General features: G+C 66.9%; 25 protein-coding genes and 1 pseudogene. 15 read left to right on the forward strand and 11 right to left on the reverse strand.

Annotated features, from left to right (window positions below; genetic code table 11):
• The first annotated feature begins 1 nt into the window (after nucleotide 1).
• From pqqC to J8I35_RS22760, 4 genes are read left to right on the forward strand one after another with little or no spacing between them, the layout of a single operon-like run.
• Nucleotides 2-721, forward strand: coding sequence for a pyrroloquinoline-quinone synthase PqqC (pqqC, locus tag J8I35_RS22745; protein ID WP_050012262.1), 720 nt, complete (start codon nucleotides 2-4; stop codon nucleotides 719-721).
• Entirely contained in the window at nucleotides 718-999 is a 282-nt protein-coding gene (gene pqqD / locus J8I35_RS22750) for a pyrroloquinoline quinone biosynthesis peptide chaperone PqqD (RefSeq protein WP_006480620.1), read from the forward strand. The genes pqqC and pqqD overlap by 4 nt, the downstream gene beginning before the upstream one ends.
• A gap of 1 nt (nucleotide 1,000) precedes the next feature.
• Nucleotides 1,001-2,140, forward strand: coding sequence for a pyrroloquinoline quinone biosynthesis protein PqqE (gene pqqE / locus J8I35_RS22755; protein ID WP_124638880.1), 1,140 nt, complete (start codon nucleotides 1,001-1,003; stop codon nucleotides 2,138-2,140).
• Nucleotides 2,128-2,376, forward strand: coding sequence for a TonB family protein (locus tag J8I35_RS22760; RefSeq protein ID WP_209926963.1), 249 nt, complete (start codon nucleotides 2,128-2,130; stop codon nucleotides 2,374-2,376). Before pqqE ends, J8I35_RS22760 begins: the two co-directional genes overlap by 13 nt.
• Nucleotides 2,377-2,394: 18 nt before the next feature.
• On the opposite strand, the gene J8I35_RS22765 is transcribed toward J8I35_RS22760, so the two are convergent.
• A complete protein-coding gene (locus tag J8I35_RS22765; protein WP_050012264.1) occupies nucleotides 2,395-2,733 on the reverse strand; it encodes a helix-turn-helix transcriptional regulator in 339 nt (112 codons plus the stop codon).
• Nucleotides 2,734-2,812: 79 nt separating this feature from the next.
• Here J8I35_RS22765 and J8I35_RS22770 point away from each other — a divergent pair, with 79 nt between their 5' ends.
• Both J8I35_RS22770 and J8I35_RS22775 read left to right on the forward strand, forming a co-directional pair.
• Nucleotides 2,813-3,712, forward strand: coding sequence for a hypothetical protein (locus tag J8I35_RS22770; RefSeq protein ID WP_050012265.1), 900 nt, complete (start codon nucleotides 2,813-2,815; stop codon nucleotides 3,710-3,712).
• A gap of 207 nt (nucleotides 3,713-3,919) precedes the next feature.
• Nucleotides 3,920-4,150, forward strand: a complete 231-nt coding sequence (locus J8I35_RS22775) for a hypothetical protein (protein ID WP_050012266.1) — start codon at nucleotides 3,920-3,922, stop codon at nucleotides 4,148-4,150.
• A 28-nt stretch (nucleotides 4,151-4,178) separates the two neighbouring features.
• On the opposite strand, the gene J8I35_RS22780 is transcribed toward J8I35_RS22775, so the two are convergent.
• From J8I35_RS22780 to J8I35_RS22790, 4 genes and pseudogenes are all read right to left on the reverse strand, one after another.
• Nucleotides 4,179-5,054: an alpha/beta hydrolase family protein gene (locus tag J8I35_RS22780; RefSeq protein WP_176016393.1), complete on the reverse strand. Its 876-nt coding sequence runs from the start codon at nucleotides 5,052-5,054 to the stop codon at nucleotides 4,179-4,181.
• Between the two features lie 132 nt (nucleotides 5,055-5,186).
• A pseudogene (locus J8I35_RS34645) lies at nucleotides 5,187-5,297 on the reverse strand (alpha/beta hydrolase); the annotation flags it as partial.
• Nucleotides 5,294-6,100 carry a DinB family protein gene (locus J8I35_RS22785; protein ID WP_089489646.1) on the reverse strand — a complete coding sequence of 269 codons (807 nt, stop codon included), beginning with the start codon at nucleotides 6,098-6,100 and terminating at the stop codon, nucleotides 5,294-5,296. The pseudogene J8I35_RS34645 and the gene J8I35_RS22785, both read right to left, overlap by 4 nt.
• 111 nt (nucleotides 6,101-6,211) lie before the next feature.
• A complete protein-coding gene (locus J8I35_RS22790; RefSeq protein ID WP_209926965.1) occupies nucleotides 6,212-6,643 on the reverse strand; it encodes a YciI family protein in 432 nt (143 codons plus the stop codon).
• A 215-nt stretch (nucleotides 6,644-6,858) separates the two neighbouring features.
• Here J8I35_RS22790 and J8I35_RS22795 point away from each other — a divergent pair, with 215 nt between their 5' ends.
• Nucleotides 6,859-7,089: a hypothetical protein gene (locus tag J8I35_RS22795; RefSeq protein ID WP_050012270.1), complete on the forward strand. Its 231-nt coding sequence runs from the start codon at nucleotides 6,859-6,861 to the stop codon at nucleotides 7,087-7,089.
• A 191-nt stretch (nucleotides 7,090-7,280) separates the two neighbouring features.
• On the opposite strand, the gene J8I35_RS22800 is transcribed toward J8I35_RS22795, so the two are convergent.
• The 3 genes from J8I35_RS22800 to J8I35_RS22810 all read right to left on the reverse strand — a co-directional run bounded on the left by J8I35_RS22800 (nucleotide 7,281) and on the right by J8I35_RS22810 (nucleotide 10,576).
• The gene (locus J8I35_RS22800; RefSeq protein ID WP_176016353.1) at nucleotides 7,281-8,705 is read right to left on the reverse strand and encodes an MFS transporter; all 1,425 of its coding nucleotides are present in this window, start codon (nucleotides 8,703-8,705) and stop codon (nucleotides 7,281-7,283) included.
• Between the two features lie 161 nt (nucleotides 8,706-8,866).
• Nucleotides 8,867-9,628, reverse strand: a complete 762-nt coding sequence (locus tag J8I35_RS22805; RefSeq protein WP_050012272.1) for an ABC transporter permease — start codon at nucleotides 9,626-9,628, stop codon at nucleotides 8,867-8,869.
• A gap of 3 nt (nucleotides 9,629-9,631) precedes the next feature.
• Nucleotides 9,632-10,576, reverse strand: coding sequence for an ABC transporter ATP-binding protein (locus J8I35_RS22810; RefSeq protein ID WP_050012273.1), 945 nt, complete (start codon nucleotides 10,574-10,576; stop codon nucleotides 9,632-9,634).
• Between the two features lie 424 nt (nucleotides 10,577-11,000).
• On the opposite strand from J8I35_RS22810, the gene J8I35_RS22815 reads away from it, so the two are divergent.
• The 6 genes from J8I35_RS22815 to J8I35_RS22840 all read left to right on the forward strand — a co-directional run bounded on the left by J8I35_RS22815 (nucleotide 11,001) and on the right by J8I35_RS22840 (nucleotide 17,746).
• Nucleotides 11,001-11,297, forward strand: a complete 297-nt coding sequence (locus tag J8I35_RS22815) for a cupin domain-containing protein (protein WP_050012274.1) — start codon at nucleotides 11,001-11,003, stop codon at nucleotides 11,295-11,297.
• A gap of 652 nt (nucleotides 11,298-11,949) precedes the next feature.
• Entirely contained in the window at nucleotides 11,950-13,554 is a 1,605-nt protein-coding gene (locus J8I35_RS22820) for a DUF2957 domain-containing protein (RefSeq protein ID WP_209926967.1), read from the forward strand.
• A gap of 71 nt (nucleotides 13,555-13,625) precedes the next feature.
• The gene (locus J8I35_RS22825; RefSeq protein WP_124555524.1) at nucleotides 13,626-14,879 is read left to right on the forward strand and encodes a DUF2957 domain-containing protein; all 1,254 of its coding nucleotides are present in this window, start codon (nucleotides 13,626-13,628) and stop codon (nucleotides 14,877-14,879) included.
• A 73-nt stretch (nucleotides 14,880-14,952) separates the two neighbouring features.
• Nucleotides 14,953-15,777, forward strand: coding sequence for an OmpW family outer membrane protein (locus tag J8I35_RS22830; protein ID WP_050012277.1), 825 nt, complete (start codon nucleotides 14,953-14,955; stop codon nucleotides 15,775-15,777).
• 121 nt (nucleotides 15,778-15,898) lie between these two features.
• Nucleotides 15,899-16,402, forward strand: a complete 504-nt coding sequence (locus J8I35_RS22835) for a hypothetical protein (protein WP_050012278.1) — start codon at nucleotides 15,899-15,901, stop codon at nucleotides 16,400-16,402.
• 240 nt (nucleotides 16,403-16,642) lie between these two features.
• Nucleotides 16,643-17,746 carry a hypothetical protein gene (locus tag J8I35_RS22840; RefSeq protein ID WP_209926972.1) on the forward strand — a complete coding sequence of 368 codons (1,104 nt, stop codon included), beginning with the start codon at nucleotides 16,643-16,645 and terminating at the stop codon, nucleotides 17,744-17,746.
• A 74-nt stretch (nucleotides 17,747-17,820) separates the two neighbouring features.
• Here J8I35_RS22840 and betA read toward each other — a convergent pair whose 3' ends face one another.
• Genes betA through betI form a run of 3 tightly spaced genes read right to left on the reverse strand, consistent with a single transcriptional unit; the run spans nucleotide 17,821 to nucleotide 21,624 of the window.
• Nucleotides 17,821-19,521, reverse strand: a complete 1,701-nt coding sequence (gene betA, locus J8I35_RS22845) for a choline dehydrogenase (protein ID WP_050012280.1) — start codon at nucleotides 19,519-19,521, stop codon at nucleotides 17,821-17,823.
• Nucleotides 19,522-19,537: 16 nt separating this feature from the next.
• Nucleotides 19,538-21,007, reverse strand: coding sequence for a betaine-aldehyde dehydrogenase (gene betB / locus J8I35_RS22850; protein ID WP_209926973.1), 1,470 nt, complete (start codon nucleotides 21,005-21,007; stop codon nucleotides 19,538-19,540).
• A gap of 32 nt (nucleotides 21,008-21,039) precedes the next feature.
• The gene (betI, locus tag J8I35_RS22855) at nucleotides 21,040-21,624 is read right to left on the reverse strand and encodes a transcriptional regulator BetI (RefSeq protein WP_050012282.1); all 585 of its coding nucleotides are present in this window, start codon (nucleotides 21,622-21,624) and stop codon (nucleotides 21,040-21,042) included.
• Nucleotides 21,625-22,343: 719 nt separating this feature from the next.
• Between betI and J8I35_RS22860 the strand changes: the two genes are divergently transcribed.
• A complete protein-coding gene (locus tag J8I35_RS22860) occupies nucleotides 22,344-23,246 on the forward strand; it encodes an alpha/beta hydrolase (RefSeq protein ID WP_050012283.1) in 903 nt (300 codons plus the stop codon).
• Between the two features lie 67 nt (nucleotides 23,247-23,313).
• Nucleotides 23,314-23,883 (forward strand): isoprenylcysteine carboxylmethyltransferase family protein, encoded by a 570-nt coding sequence (locus J8I35_RS22865; protein ID WP_209926974.1) that lies wholly within the window; start codon nucleotides 23,314-23,316, stop codon nucleotides 23,881-23,883.
• Nucleotide 23,884 lies beyond the last annotated feature (1 nt).

A 23,884-nucleotide genomic window follows, 5' to 3' on the forward strand; every position in this document is an offset into this window, starting at 1 on the left:
GATGAACGCACCGATCCCCGCTACGGCGTTGCACGCGACGCCCTGGACCGCGACCGAATTCGAGGCGCGCCTGCGTGCGCTCGAATCGCGCTATCACATCCATCATCCGTTCAACCGGCGGCTCAACAGCGGCGCCTGTTCGCCCACGCAGATCCGCGGCTGGGTCGCGAACCGCTTCTATTACCAGATCTGCATCCCGCTCAAGGATGCGGCGATCCTGTCGAACTGCCCCGACCGCGAAACGCGACGCCGCTGGATCCAGCGGCTGATCGACCACGACGGGCAGGGCGACAACGAAGGCGGCATCGAGGCGTGGGTGCGGCTCGGCGAGGCATGCGGTCTGACGCGTGACGAGCTGTGGTCGCTCGAACACGTGCTGCCCGGCGTGCGTTTCGCGGTGGACGCGTACGTGAACTTCGCGCGGCGCGCGCCGTGGCAGGAAGCGGTGTGCTCGTCGCTGACCGAGATGTTCGCGCCGCAGATCCATCTCGACCGGCTCGCGGGCTGGCCGTCGCATTACCCGTGGATCGAGCCGGCCGGGCTGCATTACTTTCGCAGCCGCGTGCCGCTCGCGCAGCGCGACGTCGAGCATGGGCTCGCGGTCACGCTGCAGCATTTCACGACACCGGACGCGCAGCAGCGCGCGCTCGGCATTCTGCAATTCAAGCTCGACATCCTGTGGTCGATGCTCGACGCCGTCGAAAAGGCCTACCCCCTATGAACGCGATCGAAGCCGCCAGCGGCGTGCCGCTGCGCCCCTGCCTCAGGGGCATGTACCGCCTGCAATGGGAGGCGGCCCAGGATGCGTACGTGCTGCTCTATCCGGAGGGCATGGTCAAGCTCAACCCGAGCGCCGGCGAGATTCTCGCGCGCTGCGACGGCACGCGCGAACTGGACGACATCATCGGCGAGCTCGAGCGCCTGTTCATGCAATCGGATCTCGCGACCGACGTCTACCGTTTCCTCGATCATGCGCGACTGCGCGGCTGGCTGGACTGACATGACACCCGACACGCCCCATCCGTCCGCGCCGCTGTGGCTGCTCGCGGAACTCACGTACCGCTGCCCGCTGCACTGCGCGTTCTGCTACAACCCGGTCGACTTCGCGACGCACGGCGCGGAACTCGACACCGACGCGTGGCGCACGGTCATCAGCGATGCGCGCGCGCTCGGCGCCGCGCAAATCGGCTTCTCGGGCGGCGAGCCGCTGCAGCGCGGCGACCTCGAGACGCTCGTCGCGCATGCGCGCGGGCTCGGCTTCTATACGAACCTGATCACGTCGGGCATCGGGCTGAACGTCGCGCGCATCGAGCGGCTCAAGGCCGCCGGGCTCGACCACATCCAGTTGTCGCTGCAGGATTCGACGCGCGAGCTGAACGATTTCCTGACCAGCACGCGCACGTTCGGACTGAAGCGCGACGTCGCACGGCTGATCAAGGCGCATGGCTACCCGATGGTGCTCAACTGCGTGCTGCATCGCTACAACCTGCCGCACGTGGGGCAGATCATCGAGATGGCGCTCGATCTCGGCGCGGATTACCTGGAACTCGCGAACACGCAGTACTACGGCTGGGCGATGCTCAATCGCGACCAGTTGATGCCGACCGTCGAGCAGGTGCGCGAGGCCGAGGACACGGTCAACCGCTATCGGAAGCTGATCGGCGAGCGCTGCAAGATCCTGTTCGTCGTGCCCGACTATTTCGAGCGCCGCCCGAAGGCGTGCATGAACGGCTGGGGCTCGGTGTTCCTCGGCGTCGCGCCGGACGGCACCGCGCTGCCGTGCCATGCCGCGCGGTCGCTGCCGGGGCTTGCGCTGCCGAACGTGCGCGATCGCTCGCTGCGGGACATCTGGTACGACAGCGATGCGTTCAATGCATTTCGCGGCGACGACTGGATGCGCGAGCCGTGTCGTACGTGCGACGAGCGGCATGCGGATCACGGCGGTTGCCGGTGTCAGGCGTACCTGCTGGCCGGCGATCCGAAGGAAGCCGATCCGGTGTGTGCGAAGTCGGCTCATCACGGTCAGATCGAACAGGCAGTGCAGTTCGCGCGACGTCGCGCGCCGCGTGACGAGCAGCCGCTGGTTTTTCGCAGCAAGGAGAATTCGCTCGCGCAATGCAGCGCGGCGTGCGACGGCTGACGGGGCGCCGCCAGGACGACGGCACGGGCGAACACGGCACCGCGCTCGTCGAACTGGAAACCGACGCGGCCGGCCGGGTGGTCGCCGCGCGTGTCGTGACCGGCAGCGGCTATCCGCGCCTCGATGCTGCCGCGCGCGATGCGGCGCCGGCGAGCCGCTGCGCCACACACGTAGAAAACGGCGCGCCGTCGCCGATGCGGGCGCGCGCGCCGATCCCGTTCAATCCCGATGAATGACCGGGCACGTTGGCGACATCACCCGTCGTCCGCCTTCGCCTGCAAACCCTTCAGCCCCTGAATCACGACCAGCAGCGCGCGCCCGTGCTCGTCCGACCCGTCCCACGCGTCGACGATCGCGTCGCGCAGCAGGTCGTTGTACCGGCGCCGCGACGGCTCGGTATCGACGCCATAAAAACTGCATAGCTTGTTGAATGGCGCGCTGCGGCGCAGCCGGCGCCCGTTCGACAGCCGAAGGCGCGACACGGTTGGCTGGCTGACCCCGGAAAGTCGCGCAATTTCGCTGGACGAGCGTGTGTCTGCCATCAAGCGGCGCAACAGGTCTTGAACGGGAAAATCTTGGTCCGGGGCTTCCATGCGATGCATTATACCTATACAGTTACGGCTGTTGAATGGGCTTGCTGTCAGCAGCGAGGCTGTATCCCCGAGAAAGTTGATGACACTGAAACACCTCCCACCCACGTTCTGCTGGACCAAGATCGGCGCCGAGTCCGGCGAGGAATTGCCGACCGTCGTGCTCCGCAAGGAATGGGAGCGCCGGCTCGGCGGCGGGCGTTTTCTGTGGGGCATCAACCAGCCGCTCGGCAGCAGCGCGCAAGTCGCCGCGCATCGCACGGGTTCGCTGCTCGCATTGTTTTCGCCGGTCGCGTCGCGTCCGCGCGCGGGCGAGCGCAAGGACGCGCTGCTGTGGAATGCGTGGGTCGACGCAAGCGGTCAGGTGCGGCCGTTGCCGCCGCACACGTTCATCGCCAGCCGCTCGACGTTGCCGTCGGGCCGGCGTCGCGAGCAGCATTACGCGCTCGTGTGCGCGTCGTCCACCGCGCTGACGGTCGGTACGCAGTTGCGCGTGTTTCCCGACCATCTGCGCAGCGTGAGCACGGGCAGGCCGCTGGGCGCCGCGCAGGGCGCGGCCGTGGTTGACTGCATCGGGCGTGCGAAGGAGCAGACGGGCAAGAGCTATCCGCTCGCGCTGTCGGTCGAGCTCGAGGCACCGTATTTCGTGCGGCTCGCGCAGCCATGCGTGCTGAAGGCGCGCGATCTCGCGGAAGTGAACAAGGCCACGCGCGCGGGCGATTTCGATCGCTTCGTCGAGCTGGTCGCGCGCTTGCGCGGCCGTTCGCCGACCGACGCCGTGCGCGGCGTCACGCGCGATCTGTTCGACGTGCCGCCGCTCGAAACGGCGGCCGCGTACGTGGCGCCCACGCATGTCGCGCGCCTGCGCAACCGGCCGGCGGCCGAGCATCCGCGCGATCTCACCGGCGATCTGTTCGACCTGTCGCCGGGCGAGGCGGCCGCGTTCGCCGGGCTCGCGCATCCGCGCATCGGGCGCGCGTGACGCCGGGCGCGACGCCGTTCGCGCAAGAATTTGTTGCAATCTCGCCGTAGCGGATCGACGAGCGCGGAGCGACAATCGGCACGAAGCGCGCGGTGCGGCGGCCGATGCGTCGACACGCGACGGGTCGTGGTTCACGTCGCCGACATGCGTACCACGCACACTGGGCGTCGGCGTGCTTCACACTGCAATCCTGACGGAGGAGTGTCGATGTCGACCCACATCTGTTCGCCGGAAGCCCGGGCCGCACAACGCTTCGTCGAAGCGACGCGCAACGTCGATCAGGCGTTTCGCGCGGTGCGCGGCGAAAGCGACGACGACGGCTCGTCGGCCGAATACGCACGCGCGATGTCGCGTCTCGATCGCGCGCTCGACGAGCTGGCGCGTGCGCAGGAATTCTTCGATCGCGTCGTCGGCGCGGACACCACGCACGGCAACTGACGGCTTCGTCGTTTCTCTTTTTCGTGCGTCAGCCCGCGCGCGTCATACCCGGTGCAGGCGGCGCGGCACGGTACGCGTAGCCGCGATGCTGGAACGACGTCGCGAAGAACCGCATCTGGTAGCGGATCGCATTCGCCCAGTAATCCCACGTATGGCCGCCCGGCCGCTCCGCATAGTCGTGCGGCACGCCGAGCGCGACGAGCCGTTCGTGCAGCGTGCGGTTCGAGTCGACGAATGCGTCGTCGCGGCCGCAATCGATCGTCAGGTCGAGATGAGCGCGCACGAATGCCCGCGCGTTTTCGACGATCACGTTTCGGTTCCAGAACGACGGATGGCGATCGGGATCACCGAACACGTGTGCGATCCCCGGCTCGTCCGTGCAGCAGCGCGGATCGACCGCGCCGCTGATGCTGCCCACCGCGCCGAACGTGTCGGGCCGGTCGAGCGCGATGCGCAGGGCGCCGAAGCCGCCCATGCTGAGCCCGGTGATCGCGCGCGCGTGCTGGGCGGCGATCGTGCGGAAATGCAGGTCGACATAGGACACGACTTCATCGCCGACGAAGGTCTCGTAGCGGCTGCCCGAATCGAACGGGCTGTCGATGTACCAGCTTTCATGTCCGCCGTCGGGCATCACGAGGATCACGCGATAGCGGTCGGCCAGCGCGGCGATGTGCGTGTTCGACGTCCAGTCGGTATGGTCGCCGCCCGAGCCGTGCAGCAGATAGACGACGGGGTAGCGCTCGCCGTGGTTGTCGCGTGCGTAATCGTCGGGCAGCACGATGGTGGCCTTCAGCGTTTCGCTCATCGCGGCGCTCGGAATCGCGACGACCCGCGCATGAAAGGCGAACGCAGGGCTCGTGACGGCGAGCAGCAGTAGCAGCCAGAAAGTACGTGCCAGGTTCATCGATCCTTGCATGTGTCGTTCCAGTCCGGGGCGGGAGGCCGGGAAAACCCTGTTGCGACGACTTTAGCAATCGCGCCTTTCAACCATATTTCGGCGAACCCTACGGGTTGTCAGGCGGACGGTTTGCATAGGATGCGCGCCGTAGCCGAGCAGGTCGGGGCAAAGATGCGGGCCGTGCCAGCCGTGCACGTCGAACGTGCCGATGAAACCGTGAATGGAGACGACGGGCGCGGGCGCGATCATGCGGCCGCCGCTGCAGGCAGGGGCGGCAATTCGAGTTCCGCGAGCAGTTCGTCGAGTTCGAGCACGTGCGTGCGGTCGTGATCGAGCAGTTCGCGCACGAGTTCGTCGAGCGACATGCGGCGGATGCCGTCGCGCAGCCCGCACCGTTGGAGTTGCGCTGGCTCCAGCGCGGCCGCGGTGGCGCACAGCGCGGCGCGGCCACTGCCGAATGCCGCGACGGCGAGATCGAGCGGCTGCGCGAGATAGTCGCGTTGCGCGGCGAGCGCGGTGCCGTCGACGGATTCGATCGCGGGAAGCTCGGCCGTGCGCACGGCGTCGATGCGCGCGGCGAACACCGCATCGAGATCGCGCAGGTGGCACGCATGTTCGACCAGCGAGAAGCCGGTGCCGGCCGGGCGGCGCGTGGCCAGCGCGGCCGGTACGTGCGCGGCGTAAGCGGCGAGCCGGGCCGGCATGCGCGCCAGCGCGGCGACGATGTCAGCGAACGGCAGCCGGTGCGGGGATGCGCTGAATACCGCGCCATAGCTGAACAGCGCACCGCCGAGCCGCCCGCGCGCCTGCACGACCTCGTGGCCGTGGCGGCGCATGACGTCGGCGACCATCGCGCCGCAGAATTGGCGGGCCGTCGTGTCGGCTTCGATTTCGGGGAATTTGTGCGCGATCTCGTCCTGGATCGCGCCGATCGCGGCGACGCCGACGCGCGACAGCGCCGCGAACTCGAGATAGCGCTCGGGCTGCTCGATCAGCGCTTCAAGCTGGGCGCCGAGCGCGGTCAAGCGGAAACGGTCGAAACGGGAATGCATGACGAAGCCCTGGTCATTAACGTGTCAAAAAGATACGTTACTGACCAGGGCTTCGTCAACCGGCTCATTTGGGTACAGGCGGGCTGCGCCCACACCGCCCGCTTGCCCCGCTCAGCGCTTCTGCCGCGCGTCCATTTCCGCGACGATGCGCGCTTCCTGCTCCTGAAGCTCGGGCGTAAACGCGTCGCCGAATTCCTCGAGTTCGTACAGCGGGCGGATCTCGATGGCGGAGTCGCCGGGCATCGGGTTCGGGCAGCGCTTCACCCATTCGACGGCTTCCTCCATCGATTTCACCTGCCACAGCCAGTAGCCGGCGACGAGCTCCTTCGTTTCGGCGAACGGGCCGTCGACGACCGTGCGGTTCTTGCCGGAAAAGTGCACGCGCTTGCCGCGGCTGCTCGGGTGCAACCCGTCGGCGGCGAGCAGGATGCCGGCTTTCACGAGTGCCTCGTTGAACTGGCCCATCGCGGCCAGCATGTCGGTGTCGGGCAGCCGACCGGATTCGGAATCGGCGGTGGCTTTGACGATGACCATGACGCGCATTGTCGTCTCTCCTTGAAAGGGAACAGGGCGCTTGCCGACGGTGCGACGGCAAAACGATCGGTTACGACAACACGACGCGCGACGGCGACGCGAATCGACATCGCGGGCGAGAAATTTTCACGCGCGATGGAGTCGGTGCGCCGCGCGGCCGCTGTCACGGAGCGCATCGGCAAAACTGGTATGCTGGTCCGCATCACGTGTACGCGGAGGGCGCCATGGCTGCTAAGGAAGTCTCGAAGAAGAAGTATCTGAAAATCCTGAACAAACGCCTGCGCGCGGAGCCGGCGGCCCCGGCCGGCGCGTCGTTCGTCTTTTTCCCGCTGGGCGCGAAGGCGAAGCACGCGACGGGCGTCGTGTCCGGCGATACGCGCAGCAAGCGCGAACTGGCCGTGATGGCCGCGGTCCAGCGCAAGGCGGCCGAAGAGTTCGTCGTCGCCGACGCCTGACGGGCGCCGCTGTACCCGTGCCGGATGACCGCCGCCGCGGCTTACGCGGCGGCGGCCTCGCACTGGACGATCGCGCGGCGAGCACGCGCGGAATGTCATGCGCGATCGCCGCGCCGTGCATCGGCAGGATGAGGTCGAGATCGAGGAGCACCTGGATTCGGCTCGAAACGGCCTGACAACCCACCCGGCGATCAGGACGCTTCGTCCGCTGCCGCCGCCGGATACCGGCCGCTGCCACCCGCGTCGTCGCCTGCCGCCAGTTGCTCCAGCGCGAGCCCCTTCGTCTCGATCCCGAGCGTCCACACGGCGATGGCCGCCGCGATGAACGACAGCGCGCCAAGCGTGAACACGCCGCCCTGGCCGAACACCGGCAACACCACGCCGACCACGTAAGGCCCGATCAGCGAGCCGATCCGGCCGATCGCCGACGCGAAGCCCGAACCCGTCGCGCGGGCGCCGGTGCCGTACAGCTCGGGCGTGTACGTGTACAGCGCCGCCCACATCCCGAACAGGAAGAACTGCATCGCGAGGCCCGTGACGATCAGCAGCGTCGTGCTGCCGCCGTACAGCGCGCTCTGGCCGTACGCGTACGCCATCGCGCCGCCGCCGATCAGCGACGCGATGCAGGTCGGCTTGCGGCCCCAACGCTCGACGAGCCACGCGGCGCACAGGAAGCCCGGCACGCCGCCGAGCGAGATCAGCACCGTGTAGAACACCGATTTCGTGACTTCGAAGCCGGCCTGCTGCAGCAGCGCGCCGAGCCACGACGTGAGGCCGTAGAAGCCGAGCAGCGCGAAGAACCACAGCAGCCACACCATCACCGTGCGGCGGCGGTACACGCCGCTCCAGATCTCGCGCAACGCGCCGTGGCCGCGCGCGGCGGCCGGCTCGGCGAGCCGCGACGGCGGCGGCAGCGTCGTGACGCCGGCCGAGCGCATCACCTTCGCCTCGATCGTCTGCATCACCGTGTCGGCTTGCGCGTGCCGGCCCGCATGTTCGAGCCAGCGCGGCGATTCCGGCACGATGCGGCGCACGACCAGCACGAACACGGCCGGAATCGCGAGCAGCGCGAACACGGTCCGCCAGCCGAATTGCGGCAGCACGAAATACGCGACGATGCCGGCCGTGATGAAGCCGAGCGGCCAGAAGCCGTCCATCAGCGCGATCAGGCGGCCGCGCTTCTCGGTCGGCACGAATTCGGACAGCAGCGTCTGCGCGACCGGAAACTCCATCCCCATCCCGATGCCGAGCAGCACGCGGTAGACGATCAGCGCGTCGACGCTCTGCGCGGTCGAGCACAGGTACGACGCGGCGCCCCACAACACCATGCTCCACTGGAACACGGGCCGGCGGCCGAAGCGGTCGGCGAGCAGGCCGGCCACGGCCGCGCCGAGCACCATCCCGAAGAAGCTCGCGCTCGCGACGAGGCCGGCGGCGGCCGTCGACAGCCCGAACTCCTTGCGGATCGAGCCGAGCACGAACGTCATCGTGCCGAGATCGACCGAGTCGAAGAAGAACGCGATCGCGATGATGAAGAAGATGCGCTTGTGATAGCCGGAGAACGGCAGGCGTTCGAGCCGGGCGGCGGCGGAGGCGGGAGCGGTGGCGGTGGGCATGGCGTCCTCTGAAATGAAAAAGGGGCCGCGCAGCGCATGCTCGACGGCCCCGATGCTTCGTATTCAGTAGACGCGACCACAAACTGCCGCATCGGAGGAAAAGCGCCGCCTGCTTGCCCAAATGCGTCATCGTCGGGCGGCGCGCGCGACGCTCGCCGGCGTCAATTCTTCAGTTTGTAGCCGGTGCGGAACATCCACGCGACGATCGCGAGCAGGATCACGAGGAACAGCGCGGTCGCGGCGAGGCTGATCCACACGTGCACGTCGGCGATCCCGTAGAACGACCAGCGAAAGCCGCTGATCAGGTAGACGATCGGATTGAACAGTGTGACGACGCGCCATGCGGGCGGCAGCATGTCGACCGAGTAGAAGCTGCCGCCGAGGAACGTGAGCGGCGTGATGATCAGCAGCGGCACGAGCTGCAGCTTCTCGAAGCTGTCGGCCCAGATGCCGATCACGAAGCCGAACAGGCTGAACGTGACAGCCGTCAGCACCAGGAACAGCACCATCCAGACCGGATGCAGGATGTGCAGCGGCACGAACAGGCCGGCCGTGGCGAGGATGATCACGCCGAGCAGGATCGACTTCGACGCGGCCGCGCCGACGTACGCGATCACGATCTCCCAATACGACACGGGCGCGGACAGGATCTCGTAGATCGTGCCGGTGAAGCGCGGGAAGTAGATGCCGAACGACGCATTCGAGATGCTCTGCGACAGCAGCGACAGCATCACGAGGCCCGGCACGATGAACGACCCGTAGCCGATGCCGTTCACGTCGCTGATGCGTGAGCCGATCGCGGAGCCGAACACGACGAAATACAGCGACGTCGAGATCACCGGCGCGATGATGCTCTGCATCAGCGTGCGGCGCGTGCGAGCCATTTCTGCGCGGTAGATCGCGCGGATTCCATGCCAGTTCATACGTCAGGCTCCTTGCACGCCGTTGCGGCGGTTGTCGATCAGGCTGACGAAAATGTCCTCGAGCGAGCTCTGCGTCGTGTGCAGGTCGCGAAAGCCGATGCCGGCCGAGCCGAGTGCGTTGATCAGCTTCGCGATGCTCGCGTCGTCGCGCTGCGAGTCGTACGTATAGACGAGCGCGGCGCCGTCTTCCGCGCGTTCGAGCCCGAACGGCGCGAGCGCGGGCGGCACGTCCGCGAGCGGCTGCTCGAGCTGCACGGTGAGCTGTTTCTTGCCGAGCTTGCGCATCAGTTCGCGCTTTTCCTCGACGAGCACGAGCTCGCCGCCGAGGATGATGCCGATCCGGTCGGCCATTTCCTCCGCTTCCTCGATGTAGTGCGTGGTCAGCAGGATCGTCACGCCGCTTTCGCGCAGCGAATCGACGAGCTTCCACATGTCGCGGCGCAGCTCGACGTCGACGCCGGCCGTCGGTTCGTCGAGGAACAGGATGCGCGGCTCGTGCGACAGCGCCTTCGCGATCATCACGCGGCGCTTCATGCCACCCGACAGCGTCATCAGCTTGTTGTCGCGCTTGTCCCACAGCGACAGCGCCTTCAGCGTCTTCTCGATGTACGCGGGATCGGGCGCCTTGCCGAACAGGCCGCGGCTGAACGATACGGTGGCCCAGACGGATTCGAACGCGTCGGTGGTCAGCTCCTGCGGCACGAGGCCGATCATTTCGCGGGCCGCGCGGTATTGATCGCGGATGTCGTGGCCGCCGACCGTCACGCGGCCTTCGGTCGGCGTGACGATGCCGCAGATCGAGCCGATCAGCGTCGTCTTGCCGGCGCCGTTCGGCCCGAGCAGCGCGAAGATCTCGCCGGGGCGGATGTCGAGGGTCACGTGCTTCAGCGCCTGGAAGCCGGACGCGTAAGTCTTGGAGAGGTCGGAGACGGAAAGGATCGGTTGCATGCTCACGGATGGCACGGCCGGCCGGCGCGACGGCCGGCGCCGCGCGTGCCCGGCGCCGCCGCCGCTGCGAAGCGGCCGGGACCGGGGACGGCATGGCGAACGGGCGTCATGTCGAACGGCAGGGTGGTGCGGGATCGCGGGACCGCCATATTAGCAATCGGCAGATCGAAATGCATTCTGATGGAAAGGCCGGGTCGTGCCGGTGCCGAATTTGGGTGGATTGCGGTGATATTGCTCAATGATTCGGTGTTTTATTTGAGTGGCGCGAACAATTCCGGTCGTTTTCCGTCAATCGGCCCGCGCTCGCGTGGCCACCCGGCCGGCTGGCCGACTGTGCCGCCCGCCGGCCCTCGCGCCGTACCGGGACGACACGCGTGGCGCTCGCGATAATGCGTTCCTTTCCCGGCGATACGGAGCGGCGCGCATGTCTTTGATCGATTTGAAATCCGTGGCAAACGCGCAGGCCTGCGCATGGCAATCCACGATCGTCGGCGAAGTGGGTCCGGCCCGGATCAAGGTGCTGCGCATGGATGCCCAGCCTTACGAAGCGGAAGTGCACGACTACAACGAGGGGCTGCTGGTGCTCGACGGCACGTTGATGCTCGAGGTCGAAGCGGAAACGGTCGTGGTCGGCGCCGGGCAGATGTATCTCGCGCGCGCCGGCACGCGCCACGCGGTGCTGCCCGGCAGCCACGGCACGCTCGCGATCATCGACGTGTGAGGGTGCGCCGCAGCATGCGTGCTGGCCGCGGAAGGCCGGCCGGCTTGGCCCGGCGCGGATTCGCAGGGCCGTTCAAACGCGTGTTCCACGCGGCGTTTATTTGTCTGAGCAAATAAAATGAAGGCCGTTTGAAAATCTGTTAAATACCGTATAAACGCTAGGATCGCGCGGCGTCCGTCGTTTGGAACTCTGCATCCATTTACTTGCGGGAATGGTCCGATCATAGTCTCGACACACGACGCATCACGAAAACGAATCAAGCGTACGTATGGAGACCAACATCATGAGACGCCTATCCGCCGGGCCGGCGGGACTGCCGCTTCCCGATTTTTCGCTGAATGCAGGCGCGACGCAGGTCGCATGCCTGCGCCGTCACCTCGCCGTGTAGCGGCAGGCCGTAGCGGCGAGCCGTAGCGGCAAGCCGTAGCGGCAGGCCACTTTCCGTTTCGATCGTTCCGACGGCGCCGTGCCGCATGACGGCGCCGCGGGAGCGCGTTTGTCCGCCGCCGCGTGTGCCGCCTATGCCCGACCGGTTCGCGGCGGTCCCGCGTGCAGCGTCATGCGCCGCGCATTCGTGCGGCGGCGCGATACCAACCGGCAGGCCATGCAGCCCGGCCGGACGAGACTTGTCGTACCTGAAAAGGAGGGGTTGATGATTTGCATTCCTGAATGGCGGAAGGCGATCCTGTCGTGCGCGGTGCTGGTGCTGCCGTTCGTCGCCGGTTGCGGCGGCGGCGACGATCCGGGGCCGATCACCGTGCCGCAGTGCTCGGGCAGCGCATGCGGGCCGAGCGGCGCCGAAACGACGCCGCCCGTCGTGACGAAGCTGTGTCCGGACGCGCTCGATTACACGACGACGTATACGGGCGGCGCCGGCAGCGGCGAATACGTGAAGGTGAAGTTCGACACGACGAAGCTGACTTACCAGATGCAATTCATCGACTCGTCGGTGCCGACCTCGGCAGGGCAGATCAACGACACGCGCGCGGGCCTGACGATCAGCGGCGCGTTCCATCATCCGACCAACCTCCCGACGGCCGAGCAGAATCGTTGCGCGTTCGTGCTCGATAGCGGCGCGACGAGCGACGGCGCATATTCGGTGACGATCAATCGCGCCGATCCGCCGATGCTGTTCGTCGGCAACGGCGTGGTCGGCGGCGGCATTCCGGGCGCGACGATCGCATTCCAGGGCATCGAACTCGCGCCGGGCTTCTTCCTCGGCTCGGTGCCGTCGCGCACATTCGACTTCTATCCGTTCATCGGCTTTACCGATACCGAAACGGACTTCACGAAGGTGGCCGGCGTGTACAACGAAGTCGGCATTCATCTGTCGCCGACCGGCACCACCTATCAGACCACCACGCCGCAAGGCTGGCAGCCGGACGTCGTGAACTGGAACCAGACGCTCAATGCGGACGGCTCCTGCACGATCACGCCAGGCAGCGACTACTCGTGTCAGACGACCGGTTCGCCGTGGACCTTGCGCAAGAATGCGGACGGTACGCCCGACAACGTATTCGTCAGCAACGCGCAGTCGGGGCAGGCCTATCCGTCGGCAGGCCAGGGGCAGCCGCTCGTGATCCTCGTGCCGAGCCAGGCGCACGGCGTGATGATCGTCGGCAAGCTGAACGGTGCGCTGGTGCCGGTCGTGATCCGCGTCGGGTATGCGTATGCCGCACCGGGCAATCCGCTGGGCTCGGTGGCCGATGCGGAGGTCGGCATCTCGATGCTCGCGCCCGCCAAAGCCGTCGCGCCCAACGTGCTGAAGGGCGGGTTCATCGGGGCGACGAGCGCATCCGCATGCGGCGTGGTGACCAACAACGGGCCGTCGGGCAGCGCGGCAGGCCAGGGGCCGAGCTTCAATCCGTTCGTTCCGCATCCGGACCTGCCCGGCACGTTCAACACGACTTTCAATTACTTCACGCCGTCTGCCGGCAACTGCAGCGACGGCACCGCCGTGTCGACCATCGCGGCGAACTACACGTCGACGCTGTTCCAGGGCAATACCGCGGCGTTCATCGATCCGCAAACGTCGTCGCCGACCGCGCAGTTCGGGCTCGACTACACGCAGGCATCGCCCGGCAAGGTCAAGGTCACGGCCAACAGCGACTTCAACGCGAAGGGCGCGGCCGGCAACGTGGCGATCTTCAAGAAGGGCGATACGGGGTGGATCGTGACGGCCGGGAATGTCTACGCGATGGTCGTCAACAACAGCCAGGTCAACCCGTTCTTCACGGTCGGCGCGTTCGTCCAGTAACCCGGCATCGAACACGTCACACCGGCGGCGCATGCGCTGCCGCCGGTGAATCGAATTTCAAGAGGATTCCTATGAATTTTAAGCATTGGATGGCCGCGGCATCGGTCGCACCCGTGCTGGCCGCATGCGGCGGCGACGGCGACCCGCCGCCCGCGCCGGTGGTCCGGCTGTGCCCGCAGACGATCGACTACAACACGGTGTTCGTCGGAGGCTCCGGGTCGGGCGAGCTCGTGAAGGTGCAGCTCGACACGACGAAGATGACGTACCGGATGACCTACCTCGCGTCGCCGGTGCCGACCACCGCGGGCACCGTGCAGCCGACGCGCGACACCGCGCCCGCGAACGTGGTCGACGGCACGCTGGCCGACGAAACGGGGCTGCCCACGGTGAAGCTGAACCAGTGCACGTTCCGGATGCAGAACGCGAGCCTCGACCCGAGCCGGCCCGCGCGGCTGTTTCTCGGCGAAGGCGTGCTGGGCGGCGCGATCCCCGGCGCGACGATCCAGTTCGACGGCGTGATCGGCGTCGGCAAGATCCCGAAGACGACGTTCCCGTACTACCCGTTCATCAGCTTCTCGTCGCTCGAAACCGACCTGACGAAGATCGCCGGCACGTACAACCAGCTCGGCTATCACCAGGTGCCGTCGCAGAACTTCCAGCCGGTGGCGCTCGACCAGAAGGTGACGATCAACGCGGACGGCAGCTATACGGAAACCGACAACTTCGGCAAGAAGAACGGCGGGCAGCCGCTGGCGTCGAGCGCGACCGTGAACCAGCCGTTCACGCTGCGCCCGGATGCGCCGGCATTCCAGTCGCTCAACTACCAGCCGCAGATTCCGCCGACGCTCGCGGCGCTCGATCCGGCGAAGGCCGGCAAGGGGATTCTGATCGTCGGCAAGCTGCGCAACCAGCTCGTGCCGATCTTCATCCGCACCGGCGCCGCGAATGCGGACCTCACGCAAGGGGCGCCGAGCGCGGACGACGAATCGGGCATCTCGTTCCTGAGCCCGCAGACGGCGGTCTCCCAGGGCTCGCAGAACGGCGAGTACACGGGCGTCGACAGCGCGTTCAACTACCGCGCGACCGCGCTCGTCGGCGCGCAGGCGACGCTGCTCGATCCGTTCAATGCGTCGCAGGCCGCGCTCACGCGCGCGCTGAACCTCGACTACACGCAGACAGTGCCGGGCGTCGTGACGACCGTGCACGCGGACGCGGCGTCGGGGCCGGCGACCGGCAAGTTCGTGTTCACCGGCGGCGTGTTCGGGTTCCTCGACATGGCCGATACGAGCAATCCGTACTTCACGGTCGGCGCGTTCGTGCAGTGACCGCGTGTGGATGGAGACACGGCGGCGCCGCGCGCGAATGCGCAGCGCCCCGACAGAATGAGGGGGGGACTTCATGAAGAAGCTGATTGTCGCGGGTGTCGTCGCAGGCGTGTCGACGCTCGCATCGGCCCAGCAGGCGGGCGACAACGTCGCGACGCTGGGCTGGCTGCATATCATGCCGCAGGATTCGACCAACGGGCTGACGACGAATCTTGCAAGCATGCCGATCAACGGGCCGCTGCGCCTGCCCGGTTCGTTCACGTCGCCGGGCACGAGCCTGACGGTCAACAACGCCGACACGGTCGGCCTCACGCTCACGCACTTCTTCACCGATCACATCGCGGTGACGTCGGTGCTCGGCGTGCCGCCGGAATTCACGCTGACCGGACACGGCGTGATCAGGCCGCCCGGCCCGGCCGGCGCGCTCGGCAACGTCGACATGGACAAGTCGGCGAACCAGCCGGCCGTGAAGAACGCGCGGCAGTGGAGCCCGACGGTCATTCTGCAGTACTACTTCAATTCGCCGACGGCGAAGTTCCGTCCGTTCGTCGGGATCGGCGTGGCCTACAGCTGGTTCAGCAACATCGAACTGAACGGCAACTTCGCGAAGGACATCAACGAGAACCTCGGCAGCGTGCTCGCGGCGGGGGCCGGCAAGCCGGGCGCGACGTCGGTCGAGGGCAAGGCGTCGTCGTCGTTCACGCCGGTCTACAACGTCGGCGCGAGCTATGCGATCGACAAGCACTGGGGGCTCACGGCGACGCTGACGTACATGCCGCTGAAGACCTACTCGTCGCTGGTGATCAAGGCGGCCGACGGTTCGACGCTCGCGACCACGCGCACGCGACTGAAGGCCGACCCGTTGATCACGTTCGTCGGGATTTCCTACAAGTTCTGAGCCGACCGGCGCGCATGACGCGTGCCGGCGGCTTCCTGCGACCGGCTGGCCGGAGGGTTCCGGCCGGAAGATCGCGTTCCTGGCGGCGTGCCGCCATTTGTGAAGAGAGGGGGCAGTTCAAATGAGCATTCGCAAAATCGTATCGCTTGTTGCTGCAGTGGCTTTCACCGCGGTTTCGGCCGCGCCTGCTTTCGCGGTCACCGTTTCGCGCGCGGACGGTCAGCCGATGAACCCGAACGGCGAGCCGTTCTCCGCATCGGGTCTCACGAACCTGAGCAAGGGGTCGATCACGGCGGCCTGTACCGCGACCTTCAACGGCACGATCACGTCGACCGGCATCGTCAACATCACGTCGACGACGTTCACGGGCGGCGCGACGTGCTCGCTGATCAGCGGCAGCGCGAGCAGCACGTCGCCGTGGACCGGGCAGGCCGACAGCACGACGCAGCTGTCGATCAACAACGTGAAGGTGAACGTTACGCTGCTCGGCGCGTGCGGGCCAAGCAAGGTCGTGACGGCGTGGAGCGATGCGAACTCGTCGCTGACGTTCAACAACGCGACGCTGACGCCGGACTGCACGGTGGGCGGCACGGTGCTGACGTCGCCGAAGTTCCACGTGCAGTAAGCGTCGCGCGATCGAAGCGGAACCCGCCGCGCGCGAGGGCCGTGCGGCAAGCGCGGCGGGTTTTCGCGGCTTCGATGCTTCGACGGGGTCGAGCCGTCGCGCGTATCGGCGCGGCGGCCGGTTGACCGCCCGTGTCGCGATCCGGCACGGGCGGAGTGGCAGGGCGGCGTCGCGTACTGCGCCGCCCGATTCGATTGAAACAAAACCAGGTCAATTAGCCAGAACCATCCCGGACGACCCATGCTTACCGATCCAGCAAAGTATGGCGACGCCCGCGGCGCGACGCCCGACCGGCTGCGCACGGCCGCGTGGCTGCAGTACCTGATCGAACATCTCGACGGGGCGGCTTGCGCCGGCGACCCGGTTGTCGTCCCGTCGCACGCGATACATGTGGGCGCTGGCGCGAGCCTGTCCCGCGAAGCGAGGGCCGTGCTTCACCGGCTGGTCCCGTGGATCGCGACGGACGGCAGCGGTTGCGCGTGCGATCCGGCCGATTCGCCCGGCGCATGCACGCACGTGCCTTCCGCGCAGCAACTCGCGCAAGCCGAACGTTGCTGTCCGGGCTCGCGTGCCGTATTCGACACCGCGCACGGCGTGATCGATGCGTGCGCATTCGATGATCCCGAACTCGGCTGGGCCGCGCTCGAACGGATTGCCGGCGGCGTCGAACGCAGCGGCGACGACGCGGGCGCATGCATCGCGAACGAACACGACGGGCCGCGCGAGACGCCGCCTGCGAAGAACCTGAGAGAAAATCCGACGGCGGTCGCGACAACGGGCACGGAAACGCCGGCCCGTCCCGGCGCCGTGATCGACGCGATCGTGCTGCGCGCCTGTGGCCCGCGCGACGACGCCGCGCGTATCGACGAGATGGCTGCGCTCGCGACGTTCTCCGCGGAGCTTGCGGCCGGCCACGGCGTTTCCGTTCAGGCGTACGGCGGTCAGCACAATCTCGTCGCGCGCGCGATCCGCGCGCATCGCGCCGATCTCGCATCGACGGACGGGCTGCTTGCCGCGCTCGCCGTGTGCCGGCTCGATCGGCTCGTCGGTGCGGGCAGCTTCTGGGCCTATTACCTGTTGGCGGGCATCGCGATCGCCGCACCGGATACGGTGCGGGAAATCGGCCGCAGGTTTCATGGCGACATCTGGCAGACGTGTGTCGACCACGTGCTCGCGTGGCCGGCGGTCAGCCGCTTCGGGCCGACGGAGGATGCCGCGTTCGAGCGCCTGCGTGACGCGATGAGCCTGACGTCGCGCTGGAACCCGATTGTCCGCGCCAAGCGGATGCGGACGCGGAGCGTGTCGGCCGCGCGGCCGCGCAGCGCAAACGAGCCGGCCCAATGAAACGCGGCTCGCGGCGAGAACGCCGCGAGCCGCAGGAGTGGTATCGCGGCGCCCGGTGCGGGCGGCCGCCTTCGTCAGACCGTCTCGGGCTGCCGCACGGCCTTCGCGACGTTGCGCGCCGGTGCGCCGTTCGCGACGAAGTACGGCACGTCGACACGCGCGAGCGGCGTGCGGCCGCGGATCTTGTCGGCGATCTTCTCGGCGATCATGATCGTCGGGGCGTTCAGGTTGCCGGTCGTGATGATCGGCATGATCGACGCATCGACGACACGCAGCCCGTCGAGCCCGTGCACGCGGCCTTCCTCGTCGACCACCGCCATGTCGTCGTAACCCATCTTGCACGAGCACGACGGATGGAACGCGGTTTCCGCGCGGGCGCGCACGAACGCGTCGAGTTCCTTGTCGCTCTTGCAATCGGCGCCCGGATTCAGCTCGCGGCCGCGATAGCGGTCGAGCGCCGGCTGCCGCATGATCTCGCGCGTCGCGCGGATCGCATCGCGGAACTCGCGCCAGTCGAGCGCTTCGGCCATGTAGTTGAACAGGATGCTCGGATGGTCGTTCGGGTCGCGCGAGCGCAGCTTCACGCGGCCGCGGCTCGGCGAGCGCATCGAGCCGACGTGCGCCTGGAAGCCGTGCATCTCGATCGCGTTCGAGCCGTTGTAGTTGATCGCCACCGGCAGGAAGTGATACTGGATGTTCGGCCACAGGTCGTCGTCGCGCGTGCGGATGAAGCCGCCCGCTTCGAAGTGGTTGCTCGCGCCGAGGCCCGTGCCGTTCAGCATCCATTCGAGGCCGATCTTCGGCTGGTTCCACCACTTGAGCGCCGGGTACAGCGACACCGGCTCCTTGCACTCGTACTGGATGTACATCTCCAGGTGGTCCTGCAGGTTCTGGCCGACGCCGGGCAGGTCTAGCACGACCGGAATGTCGAGTGCCTTCAGCCATGCGCCGGGGCCGACGCCCGAGCGCTGCAGCAGTTGCGGCGACGCGATCGCGCCGCTGCACACGAGCACTTCGCGGCGCGCATGCGCGGTCGCGCGCTCGCTGCCGCGCAGGTACGTGACGCCCGACGCGCGCTTGCCGTCGAACAGGATGCGATCGGCGAGCGCGTGCGTGACGATCTCGAGGTTCGGCCGCACCTTCGCCTGATCCAGATAGCCGCGCGCGGTGCTCGCACGGCGGCCCTTCGGCGTGACGGTGCGATCCATCGGGCCGAAGCCTTCCTGCTGATAGCCGTTCAGGTCGTCGGTGCGCGGATAGCCGGCCTGCACGCCCGCGTCGACCATCGCCTCGAACAGCGGGTTCGCGCCCGGCTTGCTGGTCGTGACCGACACGGGGCCGCTGCCGCCGTGATAGTCGTTCGGGCCGACGTCGCGCGTCTCGGCTTTCTTGAAGTACGGCAGGCAGTCGAGATACGTCCAGTTCTCGAGGCCCTTGTGCGTCGACCAGTTGTCGTAGTCGAGCGCGTTGCCGCGGATGTAGCACATCCCGTTGATCAGCGACGAGCCGCCGAGCCCCTTGCCGCGCCCGCACTCCATTCGGCGGTTGTCCATGTGCGGCTCGGGGTCGGTCTCGTACGCCCAGTTGTAGCGGCGGCCCTGCAGCGGATAGGCGAGGGCGGCCGGCATCTGCGTGCGGAAGTCGAAGCGGTAGTCGGGACCGCCCGCTTCGAGCAGCAGCACCGTGACGTCCGGATCTTCCGTCAGGCGCGTTGCGAGCACGTTGCCCGCGGAACCCGCGCCGCAGATGATGTAATCGTATTCGCGTGTCGTCATGACGGATCTCCTTGTCTTAGAACACCGGGTTGTAGCGGCCGAGCTCGACCTGCACCGACTTGATTCGAGTGTAGTGCTCGAGCGTCGTGATGCCGTTCTCGCGCCCGACACCGGATTGCTTGTATCCGCCAACCGGCATTTCGGCCGGCGATTCGCCCCACGTGTTGATCCAGCAGATGCCGGCTTCGAGGCGATGGATCGTGCGGTGCGCGCGCGACAGGTTCTCGGTCACGACGCCGGCCGCGAGCCCGTAGTGCGTGTCGTTCGCACGCGCGATCACTTCGTCCTCCGATTCGAAATCGAGGATGCTCATCACCGGCCCGAAGATTTCCTCGCGCACGATCTTCATGTCGTCGCGGCAGTCGCCGAACACGGTCGGCGCGACGTACTGACCGTTCGCGAAGTGGCCGTCGGTCAGGCGCGTGCCGCCCGCGAGCAGCTTCGCGCCTTCGGCCTTGCCGCTCTCGATGAAGCCGAGCACCTTGTCGAGTTGCGCGGCGGAGACGAGCGGGCCGAAGTTGGTGTCGGCATCGGTCGGCTTGCCGACGCGGATGCGCTTCACGCGTTCGAGCACCTTCTGCGTGAACGCGTCCTTGATCGAGCGGTGCACGAACACGCGCGTGCCGTTCGTGCAGACCTGGCCCGAGCTGAAGAAGTTGGCGGTGACCGCGATGTCGGCCGCGCGATCGAGATCCGCATCGTCGAACACGATCAGCGGCGACTTGCCGCCGAGTTCCATCGTCACTTCCTTCAGCGACGACGCGCCGGCGAGCGACATCACCTTCTTGCCGGTTTCGACGCCGCCGGTGAACGACACCTTCGCGACGTCCGGATGGCCGGTGAGCAGCGCGCCGACCGAGCCGTCGCCCTGCACGACGTTGAACACGCCGGCCGGCACGCCGGCTTCCGTATAGATTTCCGCGAGCTTGAGCGCGGTCAGCGGCGTGACTTCGCTCGGCTTGAACACCATCGCGTTGCCGGCCGCGAGCGCGGGCGCGGTCTTCCAGCACGCGATCTGGATCGGGTAGTTCCACGCGCCGATGCCCGCGCACACGCCGAGCGGCTCGCGGCGCGTGTAGACGAACGACTCGGCACGCAGCGGCACCTGCAGCCCTTCGATCGCAGTCGCGAGGCCCGCGTAGTACTCGATCACGTCCGCGCCGGTGACGATGTCGACCGCGAGCGTCTCGCCGATCGGCTTGCCGGTGTCGCGCGTTTCGATCGCTGCGAGTTCGTCGTTGCGCTCGCGCAGCAGGTCGACCGCGCGGCGCAGGATGCGCGAGCGCTGCATCGCGGTCATCGCGGCCCATTCGCGCTGGCCTTCCTGCGCGGACGCAACGGCGCGGTCGACGTCGGCCGCGCTCGCCTGCTGCACCTGCGCAAGCAGTTCGCCGGTGGCCGGATCGAAGGTGTCGAAAGTCTTGCCGCTGGTGGCGTCGACGTAACCGCCGCCGATGTAGAGGCGCTGCAAACCGTATACGGACATGAGGATCTCCTTGAGGGCGACTGCGTCGCGCGTCAGTCGGACGCGAGCAGCAGGTCGATGTAATCGTGGGCGAGCTTCAAAGCAGCTCGGGTGTCGATCGGGCCGCCGGCGAGTGCGCCGCGCAGCCACAGGCCGTCGATCAGCGCGGCGAGGCCGCTGGCGGCTTCGCGCGCCTTCGCGAGCGGCAACGCCTTCGCGAATTCGGCGCACAGGTTCGAATGCAGGCGCCGCGTGTTCACGTGCTGCAGGCGCTTGAGCATCGGGTCGTGCATGCTCTGCGACCAGAACGCGAGCCACGTCTTCATCACCGGCGCGCTGACCTGCGTGACGTCGAAGTTCGCGGCGACGACCGCGCGCAACCGCGAACGCGGGTCTTTTCGTGCGGCGACGCGGCGGCGCGTGGTGGCCGACCACAGGTCGCGCAGCACGTGCCGCATCGTCGCTTCGAGCAGGCCGTCCTTGTCGCCGAAGTAATGGCTGACGATGCCCGTCGAGATGTTCGCGCGTTGCGCGACCGATGCGAGCGTCGTGCCGGGCAGGCCCGCTTCGTCGATCGAGCGCAGCGTGGCGTCGATCAACTGCGCGCGGCGTATCTCCCGCATTCCGACTTTCGGCATCGCGACTCCCTTCGCCCGGGCGGGCCGTCCATGGAAGTCGAGAGCTTAGCGGTTTTTTATTGATCGTTCAATCAACAAAAAATCGGGGCCGAACGGCGGGCGGCGTTCCAAACGGGAAGGATCGTCGCCGCCGGAGCCATGTGCAGGTGCGGAAAAACGAGTTGAAAGAAGGTTAATTAAGTTTGAATCTGTTTAAAACGATTCGTGAAAACATGATGCAATGCGGAGGACCGTTTCCATGCTCGATTTCATTACAAATGGAAAGAATGTCGAAATCTGAAAAATCATTCACGATATGAAATCGTAAAATCGGATGGTGAAGGTGGGTGGTTTCGCGGAAACCGTTTGAATCTGTCGATTTAAACTTCATAACTCATTGATATTAATGAATAAGTATGGTTTTTTTAACGCTGAGGAGGATTGCTCGCAAACGATTGCCATCGTCTTTTTTGAGATTCTGCATACCATAGAAATCGACAAATAAATTTGAATCTGGCGGATTTCCGGGCCGAGTAGAGGGATTTTTGGAATGACTTGAGTGAGCAATATCGACCGTATTAGTATGGCGCCGCACCACGAGGAATGAATGGCGCCGCCGGCAATTGCCGCGGTGCGTCGGCAATCGGCGCGTCCATCGATCGCGCACGGGCCCGACGTCAGCCATTGCGCAGCTGCAGCATGCCGCGACGTCGAGACGCCGCATTCACCGGAGAACGACGATGCCGACCGAAAAACACGTGGTCCCGCTGCCGAATGGTCTGAAGGTTTATGTCGAACGGAACGTGTTCGATCCGGCCTTCGACACGGCGATGCTCGTCAACGGCGCGCTCGCGACGACCGCGTCGTTCGGCCAGACCGTCCAGTATCTCGGCGAGCGGATCAACACGATCTGCTTCGACCTGCCGTATGCGGGGCAGTCGCGCCAGCACAACCCCGGCTGCTCGATCCTGACCAAGGACGACGAAGCCGCGATCCTCCAGTACCTGGTCGAACACTTCGCGCCGGCGTTCCTCGTGTCGGTGTCGTGGGGCGGCGTCGCGTCGCTGTTCGCGCTCGCGCGCGGCTGCCCGAGCGTGCGGCGCGCGGCGATCTGTTCGTTCTCGCCGTTCCTGAACGACGCGATGATCGACTACGTGACGCGGGCCCGCGACCACATCGCGGCCGGCGAGAACCTGAAGGCCGCGCAGCTGCTGAACGACACGGTCGGCCGCTATCTGCCGCGCATCATGAAGCTGTACAACTACCGCTATCTCACGCGCCTGCCGCGCGACGAGCAGGACCAGGTCGCGTTCCACGTCGACCAGATCCTGTCGCTGCAGCCCGAGCGCTACTTCAGCGAGTTCTCGAACATCGGCTGCGAACTGCTGTTCCTGAACGGCGAGCGCGACGAATACACGACGCCGGCCGACGTGCGGCAGCTTGGCGCGCATGTGGCGCGCGCACGGTTCGCGACGGTGCCCGACGCAGGCCATTTCCTCGACATCGAAGGCCGCGCGCAGCGCGAAGCCACCCGTACCGCGCTGCTCGATTTCTTCTGCGGCGAAGCGCCCGCCGCGGCCGGCATCGCACGTGCCGCCGCGCACGCATGCGTGCCCGCGCCGATGCACGCACTGTCGTCGTGACGCCGTCCGTCGAGCAGCGGGCACGTCCCGCGCATCCGAATTCCCATCCCAACGAGGCAGGCCAGCCGTGAATATCGTTCAGACCATCGCCATCGTCGTTCCGTGGGCCGCGTGGCTCGCTTACTGGATCGCCACGTCGCAGCGCGTCAAGACGACCGTACGCAAGGAGGCATCGCGCTCGCGCACGCTCCAGTCGATTCCGCTGATCGTCGGCGGCGCGCTGATCATCCTGCCCGATCCGTCGTGGCAGGCGCTCGCGCCCGACTGGCAGCGCTTCGGCCTGCAGGCGCAGTGCGGGCTCGCGGTGCTGCTGGCCGGCCTGCTGTTCTCGGTATGGGCGCGGCTGCATCTCGGCACGAACTGGAGCGTGTCGGTCACGCTGAAGGAAGACCACGAACTCGTGCGCACGGGGCCGTATGCGTTCGTACGTCACCCGATCTACACCGGCTGCTTGATCGCGCTGGTCGGCGCCGCGCTGATCGGCGGCGAATGGCGCGGCGCGCTCGGCGTGCTGCTCGTGTTCGCGTCGCTCGCGTACAAGGTGCGCGTCGAGGAGAGCTGGCTGACCGGGTATTTCGGGCCGGCCTATGCGCAGTACCGCCGCGAGGTCGCGGCGCTGATCCCCGGCTTCTACTGAC

Source organism: Burkholderia sp. CpTa8-5 (assembly GCF_017815045.1).
GTDB classification, from domain to species: domain Bacteria; phylum Pseudomonadota; class Gammaproteobacteria; order Burkholderiales; family Burkholderiaceae; genus Burkholderia; species Burkholderia sola.

Coding starts and splice junctions, on each gene's coding strand:
- pqqC (WP_050012262.1), top strand. CDS start 2: ATGAACGCACCGATCCCCGCTACGGCGTTGCACGCGACGCCCTGGACC.
- pqqD (WP_006480620.1), top strand. CDS start 718: ATGAACGCGATCGAAGCCGCCAGCGGCGTGCCGCTGCGCCCCTGCCTC.
- pqqE (WP_124638880.1), top strand. CDS start 1,001: ATGACACCCGACACGCCCCATCCGTCCGCGCCGCTGTGGCTGCTCGCG.
- J8I35_RS22765 (WP_050012264.1), bottom strand. CDS start 2,733: ATGGAAGCCCCGGACCAAGATTTTCCCGTTCAAGACCTGTTGCGCCGC.
- J8I35_RS22770 (WP_050012265.1), top strand. CDS start 2,813: ATGACACTGAAACACCTCCCACCCACGTTCTGCTGGACCAAGATCGGC.
- J8I35_RS22775 (WP_050012266.1), top strand. CDS start 3,920: ATGTCGACCCACATCTGTTCGCCGGAAGCCCGGGCCGCACAACGCTTC.
- J8I35_RS22780 (WP_176016393.1), bottom strand. CDS start 5,054: ATGAACCTGGCACGTACTTTCTGGCTGCTACTGCTGCTCGCCGTCACG.
- J8I35_RS22785 (WP_089489646.1), bottom strand. CDS start 6,100: ATGCATTCCCGTTTCGACCGTTTCCGCTTGACCGCGCTCGGCGCCCAG.
- J8I35_RS22790 (WP_209926965.1), bottom strand. CDS start 6,643: ATGCGCGTCATGGTCATCGTCAAAGCCACCGCCGATTCCGAATCCGGT.
- J8I35_RS22795 (WP_050012270.1), top strand. CDS start 6,859: ATGGCTGCTAAGGAAGTCTCGAAGAAGAAGTATCTGAAAATCCTGAAC.
- J8I35_RS22800 (WP_176016353.1), bottom strand. CDS start 8,705: ATGCCCACCGCCACCGCTCCCGCCTCCGCCGCCGCCCGGCTCGAACGC.
- J8I35_RS22805 (WP_050012272.1), bottom strand. CDS start 9,628: ATGAACTGGCATGGAATCCGCGCGATCTACCGCGCAGAAATGGCTCGC.
- J8I35_RS22810 (WP_050012273.1), bottom strand. CDS start 10,576: ATGCAACCGATCCTTTCCGTCTCCGACCTCTCCAAGACTTACGCGTCC.
- J8I35_RS22815 (WP_050012274.1), top strand. CDS start 11,001: ATGTCTTTGATCGATTTGAAATCCGTGGCAAACGCGCAGGCCTGCGCA.
- J8I35_RS22820 (WP_209926967.1), top strand. CDS start 11,950: ATGATTTGCATTCCTGAATGGCGGAAGGCGATCCTGTCGTGCGCGGTG.
- J8I35_RS22825 (WP_124555524.1), top strand. CDS start 13,626: ATGAATTTTAAGCATTGGATGGCCGCGGCATCGGTCGCACCCGTGCTG.
- J8I35_RS22830 (WP_050012277.1), top strand. CDS start 14,953: ATGAAGAAGCTGATTGTCGCGGGTGTCGTCGCAGGCGTGTCGACGCTC.
- J8I35_RS22835 (WP_050012278.1), top strand. CDS start 15,899: ATGAGCATTCGCAAAATCGTATCGCTTGTTGCTGCAGTGGCTTTCACC.
- J8I35_RS22840 (WP_209926972.1), top strand. CDS start 16,643: ATGCTTACCGATCCAGCAAAGTATGGCGACGCCCGCGGCGCGACGCCC.
- betA (WP_050012280.1), bottom strand. CDS start 19,521: ATGACGACACGCGAATACGATTACATCATCTGCGGCGCGGGTTCCGCG.
- betB (WP_209926973.1), bottom strand. CDS start 21,007: ATGTCCGTATACGGTTTGCAGCGCCTCTACATCGGCGGCGGTTACGTC.
- betI (WP_050012282.1), bottom strand. CDS start 21,624: ATGCCGAAAGTCGGAATGCGGGAGATACGCCGCGCGCAGTTGATCGAC.
- J8I35_RS22860 (WP_050012283.1), top strand. CDS start 22,344: ATGCCGACCGAAAAACACGTGGTCCCGCTGCCGAATGGTCTGAAGGTT.